Below are 17445 nucleotides of genomic sequence, written 5' to 3'. Positions count from 1 at the left end.
CCAACCTATCCAGACGCCTGCGCGGGTGACCCTCACCGGACCGACGCACGTCGACACCTAGGCTGGGCCCGTGCTGATCCTGCTGCCTCCGTCGGAGTCGAAGACGGGCCGCGCCCGCGGACGGTCGGTCGTCGCCGAGCACCTGTCGTTCCCCGAGCTCGCCGCCACCCGCCAGTCCGTCGCCGAGGCCGTCGCCAAGGTCAGCGCACACGCCGACGCGGCCGCCACGCTCGGCGTCAGCCCCAACCTCACGACCGAGATCGCCCGCAACCTCGTGCTGCACACGGCACCGGCGATGCCGGCCTCGCGGGTCTACTCCGGGGTGCTCTACGACGCGCTCGACTACGCCTCCCTCGACGGCGCCGCGAAACGCCGGGCCAACCGCTGGCTCGTGGTCGTCTCGGCGCTCTACGGCGCAGTGCGCCCCACCGACGCGATCGCCCCCTACCGGCTTTCGATGGCCGTGAACCTGCCCGGTGTGGGTCCCCTCGCCAGCGCGTGGAAGCCGGAGCTGGGCCGCGTGCTCCCGGAGGCAGCCGGCCGTGGCGTCGTGGTCGACTGCCGCTCCAGCACGTATGCCGCGGCGTGGACTCCCCAGGGCGACCTCGCCGAGCGCTGGGTGCAGGTACGGGTGCCCGGCGCCACCCACATGGCCAAGCACACTCGCGGGCTGGTGGCTCGCGAGCTGTGCCGCGTCGGTCGTGACGTCCGTCGGGTGCCTCAGCTCGCCGACGTGCTCGGCGACGCCTTCGCCGTGACCGTCGAGGAGCCGACGAAGCCAGGGCGCCCCTGGGTCATCGACGCCACCGCGCGCACGTGACCGCGGTGCACCGCCAGTGAACGTCGCCGAGCTCGGCGACGTCCTCGCGCGGGTGCTGCCCGTGCTCATCTTCTTCGTCGCGATCACGGTGGTGGCCGAGATAGCTGATGCAGCAGGGGTTTTCGATGTTGCTGGTCACTGGGCCTCGCGTGCCGGACGCCATCGGACGCCGGTGCTGTGGCTGCTGTTCGTGCTCGTCGCGGTCGGGTGCACCGTCGTGCTGAGCCTCGACACGACAGCGGTGCTGCTCACCCCCGTGGGCCTGGCCATTGCCGCGCAGCTGAAGATCTCCCCGGTCCCGTTCGCGCTGACGACGTTGTGGATCGCCAACACCGCCAGCCTGCTGCTGCCCGTCTCCAACCTCACCAACCTGTTGGCCCTGCACCACTTCGCACTGCTGGGGGTAGGCCACGTGGGATATGTGCGACTGGCGGCCCTGCCCGCCGTAGCGGCCGTGCTGGGCACCGTCGCGGTGCTCTACGCCCTTCATCGCCGCGAGCTGAGCGGGCGCTACCTGCCCGATGCCCCTCCCGATCCGCACGACCAGGTGCTGCTGCGCGTCGCGGCCGCCGTCTGTGTGGCGGTCGGTCCCCTCTTCGCCGTCGGCCTGTCCCCGGCCTGGGTGGCGTCGACCGCCGCGCTGGTGCTCGTGGTCGCCGCCTGGGGTCGCAACCGCGACCTCGTTCGCCGGCTCGCGGTCCCGTGGCGGATGGCCCTGGCCGTCGCGGCACTGTTCGTCGTCATCGACGCAGCCCTCCAGCTCGGGCTCCAGCCCGCACTGGCGGCCCTGGCGGGCGAGGGCACGTCCGCCGGCGACCTAGCACGGGTGGCGGGTGTGGGCGCTCTGGCCGCCAACGCGGTCAACAACCTGCCCGCCTACATCGCGCTCGAGTCGGTGACCTCCGACGCGCGGGCACGCTTGATGGCGCTCCTGATCGGCGTCAACGTCGCACCGCTGGTCACCCCCTGGGCCTCTCTCGCGACGCTGCTGTGGGCGCAGCGGTGCCGGGCGCGCGGCGTGCACCCCTCGATGAAGTCACTTGCGGCCCAAGGCCTGCTCTGCGCCGTCGTCTCCGCCGGACTGGCCTTCGCTGCGCTCGTGATCGCGGCCTGACCCAGCAGTCGCGGGTGGCCTGTCACGGGGGTCAACCGGAGTCCAGCGGCTCGTCCGGTAGAACTGGCGCATGAACCCGCATGCAGGTCGCGACGTCGGACGGTACCTGCGCGACCTGGCGGCTCGGTTGGACGAGCTGGCCCCGACGGTCGTCGCCGGGACGCCTGACGCCGCGCACCAGATGCGGACCACCGCCCGCCGGGCCTCGGCCTGCCTGACGTCCTTCGGCGACGCACTGGCCATCCCCGATGGCGTCGGCATGGGGCGTGAGCTGTCCTGGCTCAGCGCCGAGCTCGGGGCGTTCCGGGACGCCGAGGTCCTCGCGACGAGGTTGCCGGCAGAGCACGAGGTGCCCGCTCCCGTCGAGCAGGCGCTGACCGAGGCGCTGGCGCGGGCGACGACCGACCTGCGCACGGCCCTGGACTCACCTCGGTTCGCCGCCCTCTCGCCGGCCCTCGCGGCGGCCGGCGCGATAGCCACCCCGCGACCCCGGCGGCGGGAGCTGCGCCGGGCCGTCCGGCAGGTGTGGCACCGCACGCAACGGCGCCACGCGGCATACCTGGCCGCTCGGGATGAGCACCTGCGCGACGAGGCACTGCACGAGGTGCGCAAGTCGCTCCGCCGGCTGCGCTACGCCTGCGACGCGCTCGGCACCTCGTGCGGGTCGCGCATCGTGGCGGGCGCCGCAGAAGCCAAGACGGTGCAGGAGGTCCTGGGCGAGCACCACGACGCGGTGGTCAGCATCGGGCTGCTCCGCGGGCTGGCTGCCGACGAGCGCGACCCGGGCAGGATCGCGGCCTACGTGCTGCTGTTCGACGTGGAGAACTCTGCGCGGGACCGAGCGCTGGCGAGGTTCGCCGCGACCTGGCCGCAGCTCGAACCACACTTCCGCCGCCGTCACTGACCACCGAGCCCGGACCGGCTCCGGTCAGTGGTCGCTCAGCCCAGTCCGCGGATGAGGTCCTCGATGACGTCCTGCACGTCCTCGAGCCCGACCGAGATGCGCACCGTGCCGTCGGTGATCCCGACGGCGGCGCGCGCCTCGGGCGTGAGCCGGCGGTGGGTGGTGGTGGCCGGATGCGTGACCATCGACTTGGCGTCACCCAGGTTGTTGCTGATGTCGACCACCCGCAGTGCGTTGAGCAGGGCGAACGCCTCGGCCTTGCCCCCATCGAGCTCGAAGGTCACCACGGTCCCTCCACCGAGCATCTGCCGACGGGCCAGCTCGTGCTGCGGGAACGACGGCAGCCACGGATAGAGCACCTTCGACACCCTGGGGTGGGTCTCGAGCGCCTCCGCGACGGCCAGGGCGTTGGCAGCCTGCTTCTCGACCCGCAGGGACAGTGTCTCCAGCCCCTTGACGAGGACCCAGGCGTTGAACGGCGACATCGAGGGACCCGTGTGCCGCATCAGGTTCTTGACGGGACCGTCGACGAACTCGGCGGTCCCGAGCACTGCCCCACCGAGCGTGCGGCCCTGGCCGTCGATGTGCTTGGTGGCCGAGTAGACGACGATGTCGGCACCGTGCTCGAGCGGCTTGGAGAACACCGGGGTGCCGAAGACGTTGTCGACGACGACCTGGGCGCCGGCTGCGTGAGCGAGGTCCGACACCGCTCGCATGTCCACCAGCTCCTGCATCGGGTTGCTGGGGGTCTCGAAGAAGACGGCCTGCGTCGGCTCGGACAGGGCCGCACGCCACTGGTCGAGGTCCGGTCCGTCGACGAAGACGGTCTCGACGCCCCAGCGCGGCAGGATCTCGTCGAGGATGACGAAGCACGACCCGAACAGCCCGCGCGACGACACGACCCGGTCGCCACTGCCGAGCAGGGCGGCCAGCGCCACGAACACTGCCGACATCCCGGACGCCGTGGCGAAACACGCCTCCGCCCCCTCGAGCTCGCGCAGCCGCTGCTCGAACATCGTGACCGTGGGATTGCCGTAGCGCGAGTAGATGAAGTGGTCGACCTCGTCCTTGAAGGCCGCCTCGGCCTGCTCCGCGCTCTCGTAGACGAAGCCGGACGTCAGGTAGAGCGCCTCGGCGGTCTCGTCGAAGTTGCTCCGGTTGAGACCGCCGCGCACCGCGATGGTGTCAGGGCGGAATCCGCTCTGCGACAACGGGTTCGGCGTCACGTTGCTCACCCCTGCCGCCACGGCAGACCAGCATTCTTCCAGCCCGCAACCACGCGGTGGCCGTGCTCGTCGTGCGGTCCCTCAAAGCCCTCGAGCACGTTGTACGCCGGCCTGAGGCCAGCCTTGGTCGCGGCCTCCGCCGCGGCGATGGATCGCACGCCGGAGCGGCAGATGAAGTAGATCGGCGCCCCGTCGGGCAGACCTGCGTCCTGCAGCTGCTCGACGAAGTCACCGTTGAGGGCACCGTCGGGATAGCGCTGCCACTCGACGCAGACCACCCGTTTGCCGATCGGCGAAAGGTCCGGCAGCCCGACATAGCTCCACTCCGCGGTGGTTCGCACGTCGACGAGGACGGCGTCCTCCTCCGCCGCCAACGCGGCATACGCATCCTCGGGGGCGACGTCACCGGCGTAGGTGATGGACTCAGCGCTCATGGCGCCAGCCTAGAACTCACGCCACATGGCGAGACGGGCGGCCCACGTCGTGGACCGCCCCGGGGCGGGGATGTCCTCAGGTGCGGTTGGTGAACGCGACCGAGACGTTGCCGTCGGGCCAGACCTCCAGCGCGGTCAGCGACCCCGGGGCGGCAGCGAGACGCCACACCTTGTCGTGCGGGATGCCCAGGACGTGGGCGAGCACGCACATGATCGGCTTGCGGTGGCAGACCACCACCGTGGTGCCGCCCGCGGCGACCACCCGGTCGAAGGCGGCGACGACTCGCGCGGCCAGCTGGTCGTGCGACTCCCCGCCCGGACGGGCGTATGCCGGGTCCTCGCGCATGGCAGCCAGCTCACCCGGGTGGTCGCGGACCAGGTCGGGGATGCCGGCGCCGTCCCAGTCACCGAAGTCCTGCTCGTCCCAGTCCGCGTCGACCAGCGTCGTGACCCCGATCGCCTCGGCCACGGCGGCACCCGTCTCGCGCGCCCGCGCCAGCGATGACGTGACCAGGCGTGCCGGTGCGCCGCCAAGGAGGTGTGCGGTGGCCCGTCCTGCGGCTGCCGCCTGGGCCTGGCCGACGGTGTTGAGCGAGGGATCGGCTCCGCCCCGGCCGTCGAGGCGTGAGGCGACCGTGAACTCGGTGACGCCGTGGCGCACCAGCACGATCCGGGTCGGGGTGCCCTGCCAGGGCCCGGTGGCTGCCGGACTGGGTTCGGGGTCGATCAGCTCGTCGACCACCTCGTCGACCACCTCGTCGACAGGGTCGCCCCCGGTCTCGCCGCCGGCACCGCCCTCCCCCAGCATGCGGTCGATGGTCCGCCCGTCCATGCCGTCGTTGGACAGGGCGTCCGCGTCCTTGTTCTGCTCGCGTGGGATCCACGTGAACGACACCGACCCACCCGCCGCGCTGATCTGGGCGGCCAGGTCACGGGCCTCGAGCGCGAGCATGCGCATGTCCGGGTGCTTGATCTTCCAGCGTCCGGCCATCTGCTCGACGACGAGCTTGGAGTCCATCCGCGCCTCGACGTCGGCGCCCGCGTCGATCCGCAGGACCGCCTTCAAGCCGGCGATGAGGCCGGAGTACTCCGCGACGTTGTTGGACTCCTTGCCCAGTGGCGCGGCGCCCTCCCACAGCACCCGCCCTGTGACAGGGTCGCGCACGAGGGCGCCGTACCCGGCGACCCCGGGGTTGCCCCTGGAGCCACCGTCAGCCTCGATGACGAGCGCACGTCGGGTCGACGGCACGGTTCAGATGCCGGACTCGGCCGTGCGCACGAGGATGCGCCGGCACTCCTCGCAGCGCAGCAGCTCGTCCGCGGGCGCCGCCTTGATGCGGTTCATGTCCACGTTGTTGAGCTCGAGCTGGCACCCGCCGCACCGACGCTGCCGCAGCGGCGCCGCCGCGAGGCCGCCGCTCTGGACGCGGATCTTCTCGTACAGCGCGACGAGGTCGTCGCCCACGCCGGCCACGATGTCGGCGCGTGGGGCGGCCACCTTGATGGCCTCGTGCTCGAGGTCGGCCAGAGCGGCATCCCTCGCCTCGGTGGCCGCGGTGATCTGCGCGGCCAGCGTGGCGTGCTCGACGTCGAGCTGCGAGACGGCGGACTCGGCGTCCTCGGCGCGCTCCATGACCTCGATCTCGACATCCTCGAGCTCGGACTGTCGACGAACCAGGGACTCGAGCTCGTGCTGGATCGCCTGCAGGTCCTTGGCCGAGCCGGTGCCGGAGTCCAGCCGGGCTCGGTCGCGGGCCGCCCGGTCTCGGACGAGCTGCACGTCGGCTTCCGCCTTGGCGATCTCGCGCTGGATGTCGCCGAGCTCGGTCCGAGCCCGCACCAGCAGCGAGTCGAGGCCCGCGGCCTTGGTCTGGAGGTCGGCCAGCACCGCGTGCTCGGGCAGGCTCTTGCGGGCGTGCGCGATCTGGTCGAGACGGGTGTCGATCGCCTGCAGGTCGAGCAGTCGCCATTGACGGGACGGGTCGGCTTTCAGGACGTACCTCCAGGCCCAGCGGGCGATTCGGCTCCGACCACGAAGTCCCACGGGTCGGTGCGCAGTGTTGAGATGTGGGTCTCCACCTTAGGGGCCTCCGGGCCGGCCTCCGCAACCGCCGTCCGGACGCGCTCGGCAGCACGCGCGAGCCAGAGCGACTCGGTGGCCCAGTGACCTGCGTCGACGAGGTAGGGCGGACCTCCCCTGGACTCCTCGCGGGCCTCGAGGACCGGGTGGTGGCGCAGGTCGGCCGTGACGTAGACGTCGGCACCGCTGGCCCTCACGTGGTCGAACAGGTCGTCGCCGGCGCCGCCCATCACGGCGACCCGCTGGACCGTGGCATCGGCCGGGCCGGCCACCCGAAGCCCGCCCGCGGCGGGCGGCAGGGCGGCATACAGGGACCTGGTGAACTCGGCCAGCGACACCGGCGCGGTGAGCCGTCCGACCCGCCCCAGTGGCTGTCCCTCGACGACGGCGAGCGGCTCGACGTCGCTGAGGCCGCACGCCTGGGCGAGGGCGTCGTTGACGCCCGGCGAGGCGACGTCGGCGTTGGTGTGTGCGACGTACAACGCGATGTCGTGGACCACGAGCGCCGTGACACTGGCGCCCTTGGCGCCCGACGTGGCCACACTGTGTATGCCGCGCAGCAGCAGCGGGTGGTGCGTCACCAGGAGGTCCGCGCCGAGGGCGCGCGCCTCCTCGATGACGGCCAGCGTGGGGTCGACGGCGAAGTGGATCCGCCGCACCGGCTGGGTGAGGTCGCCGGCCACCAGCCCGACCTGGTCCCACGACTGCGCCGTCGACGGCGGGTAGAGGTCATCAAGCACACGGACGACGTCAGCCAGGGTGGTGTGCATGTGGGCCCGGCCGGGCTCGAACCGACGACATCCACGGTGTAAACGTGGCGCTCTACCAACTGAGCTACAGGCCCGCGTCGTCACGGCCGGCGCAGGGCGCCGCGTTCGGACTGCGGTCGACATTCTGTCAGGTTGTGGCGCCACCCCACGCCACCGCAACACAACGTCCTGTTCGGAGGGGGTCAGACGAAGAATTTACCTGCCGGAACCGAGAAATCATGCCGGTGCTTCTTCCCCAAGGGGTGTCACGCGGCCGGGAGGGCCACCTCGAAGGTCGTGCCGCTGCCCAGTTCGGACTCCACGCTGATGGAGCCGCCGTGGCGCGCGATGATCCGGGCGACGATGCTCAGGCCCAGACCGGTGCCGGGGACCTGGAGGGCGACGGGGTTGGTGCTCCGGAAGAACTCGGTGAACAGGGACTGCTGGTCCTCGGTGGAGATGCCCAGCCCGTCGTCGGTGCAGAGCAGGACGACATTGTCGCTGTCTCGCCGGGTGCTCAGCCGCACCTCTCCGTGGTCAGGGCTGAACTTCACCGCGTTGCTCACGAGGTTGTCGACCACCCGCGCCAGCTCGTCGGCGCTGCCGGTGACCACCGCGACCCCGTCGGACAGGTCGCTGGTCAGGCGGATGCCGCGCTGTTCGGCGCCCGGCAGGAACATGTCCATCGCATCGCGGGTCAGCCCGGCCAGGTCCACCTGGCTGCTGACGAGAGGGCGATCCGGGTCACTGACTTTCGACAGGGTGAGCAGGTCGTTGACCAGGGCCTGCAGCCGGTGGGTGTTGCGCTCCATGACCCCCAGCGACCAGTCGCTGTCCGTCGTCGGGTCGTCATGCAGCAGCTCCAGGTGGCCGACGATGGAGGTGAGGGGGTTCTTCAGCTCGTGCGCCACCGTGGCGAACAGGTCCGTCTTCGCGCGGTCGGACTGGCGCAACCGGTCAACCAGGCGGCGCTCCAGCTCGAGCAGCCGCGCGTTGACGATGGCCCGTCCGATGTCGCGGCCCATCTCCAGCGCCGAGGCGGCCTCCGCGTCGCTCCAGGTCGGTTCCTGGGCCGAGCGGGTGATGACGAGGTGGCCCAGGCACTCACGGCCCGCCCCGATGGGTGCGAGCATCCAGGCCCCGCCGCCGAAGGGCGCCGTGAAGGCGAGCATCGTGGCAACTTCCTCCTCGGTCAGCAGTCCCTGGGGGTGAGTCGAACCCGCACGCACCAGCGCGGCAGTCCGCCGTCGCCAGCACTGCTGGGCCACCCTCCGCACCAGGTTGAGGACCTCCGCGGGGGCGCTGTCGGAGCCGTGTCCGAAGTGGGCGACGACGCTGCCGTCGGCCGGGTCGTTCTCGCGGCCGAACGTGCGCACCCAGATCGCGGACCCCTTCAGACCCTCCAACACGGGTTCGACGACGGCTTCCACGGCGCGAGCCGGGTCCAGGACTTCCTGGGAGATCCGGGCGACGGTGTGCACCGCGGCGGCGAGGCGCGCCTGCTCGGTCAGCGCGAGTCGCTGTCGAGCTCCGTTGATGGCGATGCCTGCCTGGTTGGCGAAGACCTCGAGCAGCGCCTGCTGCACCTCGTCGGGGCGCTTGCCACTGAGCGGAAGGTCGACGGTGATCATGCCCAGCCACGTGCCGGCGACGTCGTAGAAGGGCGCGAGCAGCGTGTCGAGGGGGTCCCAGGAGTCCGGCTCCCCGATCGCGGAGACATCCCACCCCTCTGCCACCCAGCCGGGCTGCGAGGTCGTCGGCAAACGGTCCGCCGGTACGAACCGCAGGGTGCCCCACTTCTCGGCGATCTCGAACTCGGCCTCCACCAGGCCGCGGGGGGTGCGTCGGCCCATCAGCTCGCGGCGCGCACCCGGGTCACCGCCCACGGCAACGACCTCGAGGTCGCCGTCGGGCTGCACCAGACTGACGGCGGCCACACGAAAGCCCACGACGTCGGCCGCGCCCTCGACGATCAGGTCGAGCACGTCCTGAAGGCTCTCCTGGCCGCTGGCGCGGTTCATCAGCTCCGACAGGCCCCGCAACGCCTGCATCCCGGTCGTGGTCAAGACCACCGACTGCTCACCCCTGACTGACTGTCGTGACTCCCCAGCACCGACGCAGGGTAACCGCAAAGGGGGCTCGTCCAACCGCTATCGCCCGGTATGTCCGCCCTCTTCATCCGTTGGGACTAGCGCAGGGGGGCGAAACAGCCACCCGCCGCCCGGGAGGGGATGGTCAGCCGCGCAGCTCGGCCAGCGCCGAGTGGTAACCGGTGAAGTCGCGGGCCTGGCCGATCTCGTTGACCAGCGACCACCGGACCACCCCACCGGTGTCGACCAGGAACGTGCCGCGCACCGCCGCACCGGCCTGCTCGTTGAAGACGCCGTAGCTCTGCGCCACGCCGCCGTGCGGCCAGAAGTCCGACAGGAGGGGGAAGAAGTAGCCCTCCTTGTCGGCCCAGGCGCGCTGGCTGAACATGTGGTCGCAGGAGACGGCGAGCACCTGCACGTCGTCGGCGACGAAGCCGCCGAGGTCGTCACGGATCTCGCACAGCTCACCGGTGCAGATGCCGGAGAACGCGAAGGGGTAGAACACCAGGACGACGTTCTTGGCGCCGCGGAACTGCGCGAGGGAGAACTCCTGGCCGTTCTGGTCCCTGAGGGTGAAGTCCGGGGCCGCAGCCCCGACAGCCAAGGGTGAGGTCATGCCCGGCAGTCTGCCAGCGACGTCAACGCCGACCGGTCTTGGGGGCGACCAGCCTGGTGGCCGTCCAGTCGTCGCAGGCGTTGACGGTGCCCGAGGTGTGCAGACCCGCGGTGGTCGCGGCTTCCTCGATGTCGCTCGCCTCGACGTGGCCGGGACGACCCGACTTCAGCGTGAGGACGACGACCGAGCCGCCCTCTCCCAGGTTGGTCAGGGCGTCGACGACGGCATCGACGAGGTCTCCGTCGTCCTGCCGCCACCAGATGAGCGAGGCGTCGGCGACGTCCTGGTACTCCTCGTCCTCGAGCTCGGTGCCGGTGTGATCCTCGATGGCGAAGCGGAAGTCGTCATCGACGTCGGAGTCGTAGCCGAACTCCTGGATCACCTGTCCTGCGGTGAGGCCGAGTCGGCCCACCGATGCTTGCAGCGCGGAGCGCGCTGGCGTGGTCACACCCTTCTCCATCCCTCGAGGCGGTCAGTTGCGGGTAAGTCCATCGGGTTGAGCCGGGATTTTCAACCGAGTCGGCGGAAAACGCACACATTCCCACCGCGTGGACAAGGTTGGGGTCGGGCATATGGCCGATCAGCACTCCCCCACGCGACCGGTTAGGACCGGCTAGACCGGCTAGACCTGCTGGGCCCGCTGGCGGGCTCGGCCCGAGCGGACCACCTGCTCGGCAAGCAGACGGACCGCCTCCACCTCGTCGAGGTGGGCGACGACCGGTGAGACCGGGCCCACGGTCGAGAGCAGCTTGACCGTCGCCACGCCGCGACGGCGTTGCACCGGCCCCTGCTCCACCTTCAGCGACTGGATGCGCGCGTGCGGCACGAACTGGGCCGCGCGGTACCACGCGCCGCGGCGGGTGAGGAGGCCTCCGGGCACCACGGCATACCCCTGGCGTCGCCAGCTCAGGGGATCGAGTGGCATCGCTCGCCTGCTCGCGGTGACGAACCCCTCTGCCGTGCCCTCCCCTTCCAGCGCGGCGAGGGCCGCAGCCGGAGGTATGCCGGGGTGCACGAGAGCGAGGACGTGGAGGGCTTCCTGTCGGTTGCCGACCGGCATCAGCACCGTCTGGGTGACGTCGTCGCCGGTGCCCGCCCCGGCGACGTTGACCTTGATCCGCCACCAGCCGGTCAGCCGCCATGGCAGCGACTGGCTCACCTCGACCGCCTGGATGCGGTGCAGCGGCACCGTGGTGGTCCGCAGGTCGGTGAGGCCGTGCCGGATCCGGAGCCGGTCGCCCTGCTGGAGCAGCTCGAAGTTGCACTCCTGGATGAGTCGCTTGAGGTGGGACGTGCCCACCGCAAAGGTCATCGGGCCGAGCCAGGCCACCATCTCCGGCACGCCGAGCGCCACCGAGACCACGAGCGCGGGTACCGCGAGCAGGATGACCGCCCCGGGGCCGGTGTAGAGGATGGACTGCAGGATGCGGGAGTTCGGGATCGCGAGGATGCGCTGGCCGACGGGCGCCGGCGCCGGCAGGTCGGCGTAGTCCTCGTCAGACAGGTGGGCTCCGCCCCACTCGCGCGTTCCGCTCGGCGGTGCGACCGAGGGTGCGCCGACCTCGTCGCTGCGTCCCGCGAGGGCCATCAGCTGCTCTCGCACCTGTTGGGCCTGGGCGTCGGTGAGGAAGGACAGCTTGAGGTGCGAGTCCTTGCCACCCGCGGACTGGACCACGACCTCGGACAGTCCCGTCAGGCGAGCCAGTAACGGCCGCCCCAGGTCGACGGCCTGGATCCGGTCGAACCGCACCTGCCGGTGCTGGCGGTAGACCACGCCGGTCCGCAGCTCGATGAGGGTGTCGGCGACCCGGAATCGGGAGAACCGCCAGGACACCCAGGCGCCCGCGATGATCCCGAGCAGGACGACGAGGACGCCGATCGCGGCCCAGCCCAGGTGGCCTTGCGTGGGGTCGTCCCGCTGCGCGCCGAAGAACGAGTCCGCCTGCTGCGACACGACGTAGGCCAGCACGGCGACGAACGCGATACCGCCCTTGAGCAATGGTGAGAGGGGGTGCAGGTGCCGCCATCCGGTCTCGGGAGCCGGCTCCGACGCCGGGACCGGCGTCGGCTCGACAGCGCTCACAGGCCAGCCCGCTGGGACTCGCCCCGGGCCGCGAGCCGCTCCCTGAGGGCCTCGGCCTCGGCCGTGGGCAGCCCCGGGATCTGGCCGCCGCTCTGGGGCGAGGCGGTGTGCAGCTCGACGGTGGCCATGCCGAACCGCCGCCCCAGCGGACCGGACTGCACGTCGACGAACTGCAGCCGGCCGTAGGGCACGCTCACCAGGGTCCGGAACATCCGACCGCGGCGGACCACCAGCTCCTCCGCACCTTCGGCCCACGTGATCGCAGGGACCTGCCGACTGATCAGCCAGGCACCGAAGGCGAGGGCGACTGCGAGGACCACGGCTCCCACCCAGAACCACGTCCACACGAACACCGCGAGCGCCAGCAGGGCCAGCAGTGGCGGAACGAGGAACACCGACAGGACGAGCAGCCGCGCGGTGGCGAGCTTCGGCGAGACGGGCCGCCACGGCATACCGGTGTCGCCGAAGAGGCGGACCTCATCGGGGGACGGGGACTGTTCGATGGGGGCGTCGCTCACGTTCCCAACCTATCCGCCGGTGAGAGGCTCGGGTCCGCGACATACATTGCTCGCGTGGGACGGGTGACGAGACGGACGCCGGCGCTCCGGGTCGAGGTGACCTCGGACGGGGTCCGGTCGACGGCGCGACCGGACACCCTCGCCGTCGAGGAACCCCTCGAGATCCGCGTGGCCGGCACCTCGGTCACCGTCACGATGCGCACGCCGGGTGACGACTTCGACCTGGCACTGGGCAACCTGCTCACCGAAGGGGTGCTGCGCCGGGCCGACCAGGTCCTCCGCCTCATGCACTGCCTCGACGAGGACGAGTCCGGCTCCCCCACCTACAACGTGGTCGACGTGACGCTGGCACCCGGCGTCGTGCCCGACCTCGGACGCGTCGCCCGCTCGGGCTACCAGAGCAGCGCCTGCGGCGTGTGCGGCAAGACCAGCATCGACGCCATCACCGCGAGCAGCCCGTATGCCGTCGGCGACGACCCGCTGCGGCTGTCACCCGTCGTCGTGGCTGGCCTCCCCGAAACGCTGCGGACCCGGCAGAAGGTCTTCGACAGGACGGGCGGGCTGCACGCGGCGGGGATCTTCACCGCCGATGGCGAACCCCTCGTCGTGCGTGAGGACGTCGGGCGCCACAACGCCGTCGACAAGGTGGTCGGCTGGGCCGGTCGTGAGGGGCTGCTGCCCTTGACCGGGCACGTCCTCGTCGTGAGCGGGCGGGCGAGCTTCGAGCTGGTCCAGAAGGCCGTGATGGCCGGGCTGCCCGCCCTGGTAGCGGTGTCCGCACCCTCGTCGCTGGCCGCAGAGCTGGCCACGGAGTCCGGGCTGACGCTCGTGGGTTTCGCCCGCCCGCCGCGCCTGACGGTCTATGCGGGCGGCCACCGCCTCGGTCTGTGAGCCGAGGCAGTTCGTCCACGCTTCGCATACTGGCCAGTAGCCACCTCCGGTTGTGACCTGCGCCTCTTTGGGGTGGAAGATGGACGAGGAGGTCGCAGGCAACCCCGCGACCCCTCGTCAACTCTGGCGCGAGAAAGGACTCACGACCGTGGCCGCACGCGAGGAAGCCGGACCCATTCTCAACGGCATCCCCAGCCAGCTCCCGGACATCGACCCCGAGGAGACCAAGGAGTGGCTCGACTCCCTCGACGGGGTCATCGAGGAGGGCGGTCGGCAGYGGGCTCGCTACGTCATGCTCAAGCTGCTCGAGCGCGCTCGTGAGATGCAGGTCGGGGTCCCGTCGCTGACGGCGACCGACTACATCAACACCATCTCGCCCGAGCAGGAGCCGTGGTTCCCCGGCGACGAGGAGGTGGAGCGTCGTTACCGCGCCTACCTGCGCTGGAACGCCGCGGTCATGGTGCACCGCGCGCAGCGTCCCGGCATCGGGGTCGGCGGGCACATCTCCACGTACGCCTCTGCCGCGACCCTCTACGAGGTCGGCTTCAACCACTTCTGGCGCGGGCCCGACCACCCCGGCGGTGGCGACCAGGTCTTCTTCCAGGGGCACGCCTCCCCCGGCATGTACGCCCGCGCCTTCCTCGAGGGCCGGCTCACCGAGGACCAGCTCGACGGGTTCCGCCAGGAGAAGAGCCACATCGTCGGCGGTCAGCCGGTGGCGCTGCCGTCCTACCCCCACCCGCGGTTGATGCCTGACTTCTGGCAGTTCCCGACGGTGTCGATGGGCATCGGCCCGATGAACGCCATCTACCAGGCGCAGTTCAACAAGTACCTCCACAACCGCGGCGTCAAGGACACCAGCCAGCAGCACGTGTGGGCGTTCCTGGGCGACGGCGAGATGGACGAGCCCGAGTCGCGCGGCCTGCTGCAGCTGGCAGCCGGCGAGGAGCTCGACAACCTCACCTTCGTCGTCAACTGCAACCTGCAGCGCCTCGACGGCCCCGTCCGTGGCAACGGAAAGATCGTCCAGGAGCTCGAGGCGTTCTTCCGTGGCGCCGGCTGGAACGTCATCAAGGTGGTCTGGGGTCGCGGCTGGGACCCGCTGCTGGCCCAGGACCGCGACGGCGCCCTCGTGCACCTCATGAACACGACGAGCGACGGCGACTACCAGACCTTCCGCGCCAACGACGGCAAGTACGTCCGGGACTTCTTCTTCGCCCGCGACCCCCGCACCCGCGAGATGGTCAAGGACTGGTCGGACGAGGACATCTGGTGGCGGCTCAAGCGCGGTGGCCACGACTACCGCAAGGTCTTCGCGGCCTACCAGGCGGCGATGAACCACACCGGACAGCCGACCGTGATCCTGGCCAAGACGATCAAGGGCTACGGCCTCGGCAGCCACTTCGCCGGCCGCAACGCGACGCACCAGATGAAGAAGCTCACCCTCGACGACCTCAAGGGCCTGCGCGACAGCCTCAAGCTGCCGATCTCCGACGAGGTGCTGGAGAAGGACCCCTACTCCCCTCCCTACTTCCACCCCGGCCCCGACGACCCGAGCATCAAGTACCTGCTCGAGCGCCGCGAGAAGCTCGGAGGCCCGCTGCCCGTGCGTCGCGTGCAGCACGAGCCGCTCAAGCTGCCCGACCACTCGGCCTACGACGTCGTCAAGAAGGGCACCGGCAAGCAGCAGATCGCCACGACGATGGCGTTCGTCCGACTGCTCAAGGAGCTGATGCGCGACAAGGAGTTCGGCAAGCGCGTGGTGCCGATCATCCCGGACGAGGCACGCACCTTCGGCATGGACTCGTTCTTCCCGACGATCAAGATCTACAACCCGCACGGCCAGAAGTACACCTCGGTCGACGCGGAGCTGATGCTCGCCTACAAGGAGGCCAAGGACGGCCAGATCCTGCACCTCGGCATCAACGAGGCGGGCTCGATGGCAGCGTTCACCGCGGCCGGCACGTCCTACGCCACGCACGGCGAGCCGATGGTCCCGATCTACGTCTTCTACTCGATGTTCGGCTTCCAGCGCACAGCTGACTCGATCTGGGCGGCCGCCGACCAGATGGCTCGCGGGTTCCTGATCGGCGCCACCGCCGGCCGCACCACCCTCACCGGTGAGGGCCTGCAGCACGCCGACGGCCACAGCCCGATCCTGGCTGCGACCAACCCGGCCGTGGTGTCCTACGACCCGGCGTTCGGGTTCGAGATCGGGCACATCATGGAGGACGGGCTGCGCCGGATGTACGGCGACGACCCGGAGAACGTCATCTACTACATCACCGTCTACAACGAGCCGATGAGCCAGCCGCAGGAGCCCGAGAACGTCGACCACGAGGGGATCCTGCGGGGCATGCACCTGTTCGCTCCCGGCATCCCCGACGGGCTGCCCGACGACGCGCCGCGTGTGCAGCTCCTGGCCTCGGGTGTCGGTGTTCCGTGGGCCCTCGAGGCGCAGGACCTGCTGCGCAACGACTGGGGCGTCGTCGCCGACGTGTGGTCCGTGACGTCATGGAGCGAGCTGCGCCGGGACGGGATGGCCTGCGACGAGCAGCGCTTCCTGCACCCCGAGGGCGAGGCCCGGACCCCCTACGTCACCGAGCGGCTGCGTGACACGCGCGGTCCGGTCGTCGCCGTCTCCGACTACATGCGCCAGGTGCAGGACCAGATCCAGCAGTGGGTGCCCGGAGACTTCGCCTCGCTCGGCGCCGACGGGTTCGGGTTCTCCGACACCCGGCCGGCGGCACGTCGGTACTTCCACATCGACGGCCCGTCCGTCGCCGTGCGGGCGTTGCAGATGCTCGTCCAGCGCGGCGAGGTCGACGGTGGGGTGGCCCGTGAGGCTGCGGCCCGCTACCGCCTGCTCGACGTCACCGCCGGCACGTCCGGCAACGCAGGTGGCGACAGCTGACCCTGGCCCCGCCATGCCCATGAGATGAAACCTGTTGCACGACAAGGTATGCCGCCCGCTCACCTGAGCGGGCGGCATACCTGTCCCTGGGGCAGGATGACAGGGTGACCTCCCAGCCCGCACTGACCCCACGGCGCCGCGTCGCCGTCACCGGCTCCACCGGCAAGCTCGGCCGCACGGTCGTCGCCCACCTTGCCGAGCACGGGTACGACGTGCTCGCGCTCGACCGGACCCGACCCCCCTCGCCGGCGACGCCGTTCATCACCGTCGACCTCACCGACTACGGCCAGGTGCTCGAGGCGCTCTCCGGCGGGGTGGACGAGCACTCGACACCCGTGGACGCGGTCGTGCACCTCGCGGCCATCCCCGCGTCCGGGCTGACGACCAATGCGGCGACGTTTGCGAACAACTCGGCCGCGACCTACAACGTCTTCGCCGCCGCCCGCGCCCTGAAGGTCCGCAGCATCGTCTGGGCGTCGAGCGAGACGGTTCTCGGCCTGCCCTTCGACACTCCCCCGCCGTACGTCCCTGTCGACGAGGAGTACGACCCGCGGCCGGAGTCGACCTACTCGCTGAACAAGGCGCTCGAGGAGGAGATGGCCCGGCACTTCTGCCGGTGGGATCCCGAGCTGGCCATGGTGGGGCTGCGGTTCTCCAATGTCATGGACCCGGAGGACTACGCGGCCTTCCCGTCGTTCGACGCCGACCCGTCCCTGCGCAGATGGAACCTCTGGGGCTACATCGACGGTCGCGACGGCGCGCAGGCGGTGCGGCTCGGCCTCGAGCGGACCGAGCCAGGGTGCGAGGTCTTCGTCATCGCCAACGCGGACACGGTGATGAGCCGCTCGAGCGCGGACCTCGTGGCCGAGGTGTTCCCCGGCGTCGAGGTGCGCAAGGACCTCGGAGAGCACGAGACCCTGCTGGGCATCGACAAGGCCCGACGGCTGCTGGGCTACGAGCCGGCGCACTCCTGGCGGGAGCACGCCGGCTGACTGCGCGCAGTCAG

Annotated in this window: 16 protein-coding genes and 1 tRNA gene; 6 read left to right on the top strand and 11 right to left on the bottom strand. The window is 70.8% G+C overall.

Translation table 11 applies throughout. The features are described 5' to 3' along the window. Positions 1-70 precede the first annotated feature (70 nt). The 3 genes from AC1DWR_RS14410 to AC1DWR_RS14400 all read left to right on the top strand — a co-directional run bounded on the left by AC1DWR_RS14410 (position 71) and on the right by AC1DWR_RS14400 (position 2838). On the top strand, positions 71-820 hold the full coding sequence (locus AC1DWR_RS14410; protein ID WP_477612622.1) for a YaaA family protein: 750 nt from the start codon (positions 71-73) through the stop codon (positions 818-820). A 16-nt stretch (positions 821-836) separates the two neighbouring features. Next, positions 837-1934, top strand: a complete 1098-nt coding sequence (locus AC1DWR_RS14405) for an SLC13 family permease (protein WP_477612621.1) — start codon at positions 837-839, stop codon at positions 1932-1934. A gap of 70 nt (positions 1935-2004) precedes the next feature. Continuing rightward, positions 2005-2838 (top strand): CHAD domain-containing protein, encoded by an 834-nt coding sequence (locus tag AC1DWR_RS14400; RefSeq protein WP_477612620.1) that lies wholly within the window; start codon positions 2005-2007, stop codon positions 2836-2838. A 35-nt stretch (positions 2839-2873) separates the two neighbouring features. Here AC1DWR_RS14400 and AC1DWR_RS14395 read toward each other — a convergent pair whose 3' ends face one another. From AC1DWR_RS14395 to AC1DWR_RS14345, 11 genes are all read right to left on the bottom strand, one after another. Further along, complete coding sequence (locus tag AC1DWR_RS14395; RefSeq protein WP_477613408.1) at positions 2874-4064, bottom strand: O-succinylhomoserine sulfhydrylase; 1191 nt, start codon at positions 4062-4064, stop codon at positions 2874-2876. 5 nt (positions 4065-4069) lie between these two features. Beyond that, complete coding sequence (locus AC1DWR_RS14390) at positions 4070-4498, bottom strand: rhodanese-like domain-containing protein (protein WP_477624688.1); 429 nt, start codon at positions 4496-4498, stop codon at positions 4070-4072. Between the two features lie 76 nt (positions 4499-4574). Beyond that, a complete protein-coding gene (locus AC1DWR_RS14385; protein WP_477612618.1) occupies positions 4575-5747 on the bottom strand; it encodes a bifunctional RNase H/acid phosphatase in 1173 nt (390 codons plus the stop codon). A 3-nt stretch (positions 5748-5750) separates the two neighbouring features. Continuing rightward, positions 5751-6542, bottom strand: a complete 792-nt coding sequence (locus tag AC1DWR_RS14380; RefSeq protein ID WP_477612617.1) for a zinc ribbon domain-containing protein — start codon at positions 6540-6542, stop codon at positions 5751-5753. Beyond that, on the bottom strand, positions 6488-7348 hold the full coding sequence (locus AC1DWR_RS14375; RefSeq protein ID WP_477612616.1) for a Nif3-like dinuclear metal center hexameric protein: 861 nt from the start codon (positions 7346-7348) through the stop codon (positions 6488-6490). Before AC1DWR_RS14375 ends, AC1DWR_RS14380 begins: the two co-directional genes overlap by 55 nt. Before the next feature lies 1 nt (position 7349). After that, positions 7350-7422 (bottom strand) — tRNA-Val (locus AC1DWR_RS14370). A gap of 171 nt (positions 7423-7593) precedes the next feature. Then, positions 7594-9393 carry an ATP-binding protein gene (locus AC1DWR_RS14365; protein WP_477624687.1) on the bottom strand — a complete coding sequence of 600 codons (1800 nt, stop codon included), beginning with the start codon at positions 9391-9393 and terminating at the stop codon, positions 7594-7596. Between the two features lie 169 nt (positions 9394-9562). Further along, positions 9563-10033 (bottom strand): peroxiredoxin, encoded by a 471-nt coding sequence (locus AC1DWR_RS14360; protein ID WP_477612614.1) that lies wholly within the window; start codon positions 10031-10033, stop codon positions 9563-9565. Between the two features lie 22 nt (positions 10034-10055). Then, the gene (locus AC1DWR_RS14355) at positions 10056-10481 is read right to left on the bottom strand and encodes a DUF3052 domain-containing protein (RefSeq protein ID WP_477612613.1); all 426 of its coding nucleotides are present in this window, start codon (positions 10479-10481) and stop codon (positions 10056-10058) included. 174 nt (positions 10482-10655) lie between these two features. Next, the gene (locus tag AC1DWR_RS14350) at positions 10656-12116 is read right to left on the bottom strand and encodes a PH domain-containing protein (protein ID WP_477624686.1); all 1461 of its coding nucleotides are present in this window, start codon (positions 12114-12116) and stop codon (positions 10656-10658) included. Continuing rightward, the gene (locus tag AC1DWR_RS14345; protein ID WP_477612611.1) at positions 12113-12634 is read right to left on the bottom strand and encodes a PH domain-containing protein; all 522 of its coding nucleotides are present in this window, start codon (positions 12632-12634) and stop codon (positions 12113-12115) included. Before AC1DWR_RS14345 ends, AC1DWR_RS14350 begins: the two co-directional genes overlap by 4 nt. Before the next feature lie 63 nt (positions 12635-12697). On the opposite strand from AC1DWR_RS14345, the gene fdhD reads away from it, so the two are divergent. From fdhD to AC1DWR_RS14330, 3 genes are all read left to right on the top strand, one after another. After that, positions 12698-13525 (top strand): formate dehydrogenase accessory sulfurtransferase FdhD, encoded by an 828-nt coding sequence (fdhD, locus tag AC1DWR_RS14340; RefSeq protein ID WP_477612610.1) that lies wholly within the window; start codon positions 12698-12700, stop codon positions 13523-13525. 148 nt (positions 13526-13673) lie between these two features. Continuing rightward, positions 13674-16439: a pyruvate dehydrogenase (acetyl-transferring), homodimeric type gene (aceE, locus tag AC1DWR_RS14335; protein WP_477624685.1), complete on the top strand. Its 2766-nt coding sequence runs from the start codon at positions 13674-13676 to the stop codon at positions 16437-16439. 104 nt (positions 16440-16543) lie between these two features. Next, positions 16544-17431 (top strand): NAD-dependent epimerase/dehydratase family protein, encoded by an 888-nt coding sequence (locus AC1DWR_RS14330; protein ID WP_477612608.1) that lies wholly within the window; start codon positions 16544-16546, stop codon positions 17429-17431. Positions 17432-17445 lie beyond the last annotated feature (14 nt).

The sequence above is a fragment of the Pedococcus sp. P2_E2 genome (assembly GCF_056403955.1).
This window is presented reverse-complemented; position numbering and strand designations above follow the sequence as displayed.

Bases quoted from the DNA above. Each gene is read 5' to 3' on its own strand.
- AC1DWR_RS14400 (WP_477612620.1), top strand. From the start codon at position 2,005: ATGAACCCGCATGCAGGTCGCGACGTCGGACGGTACCTGCGCGACCTG.
- AC1DWR_RS14390 (WP_477624688.1), bottom strand. From the start codon at position 4,498: ATGAGCGCTGAGTCCATCACCTACGCCGGTGACGTCGCCCCCGAGGAT.
- AC1DWR_RS14375 (WP_477612616.1), bottom strand. From the start codon at position 7,348: ATGCACACCACCCTGGCTGACGTCGTCCGTGTGCTTGATGACCTCTAC.
- AC1DWR_RS14360 (WP_477612614.1), bottom strand. From the start codon at position 10,033: ATGACCTCACCCTTGGCTGTCGGGGCTGCGGCCCCGGACTTCACCCTC.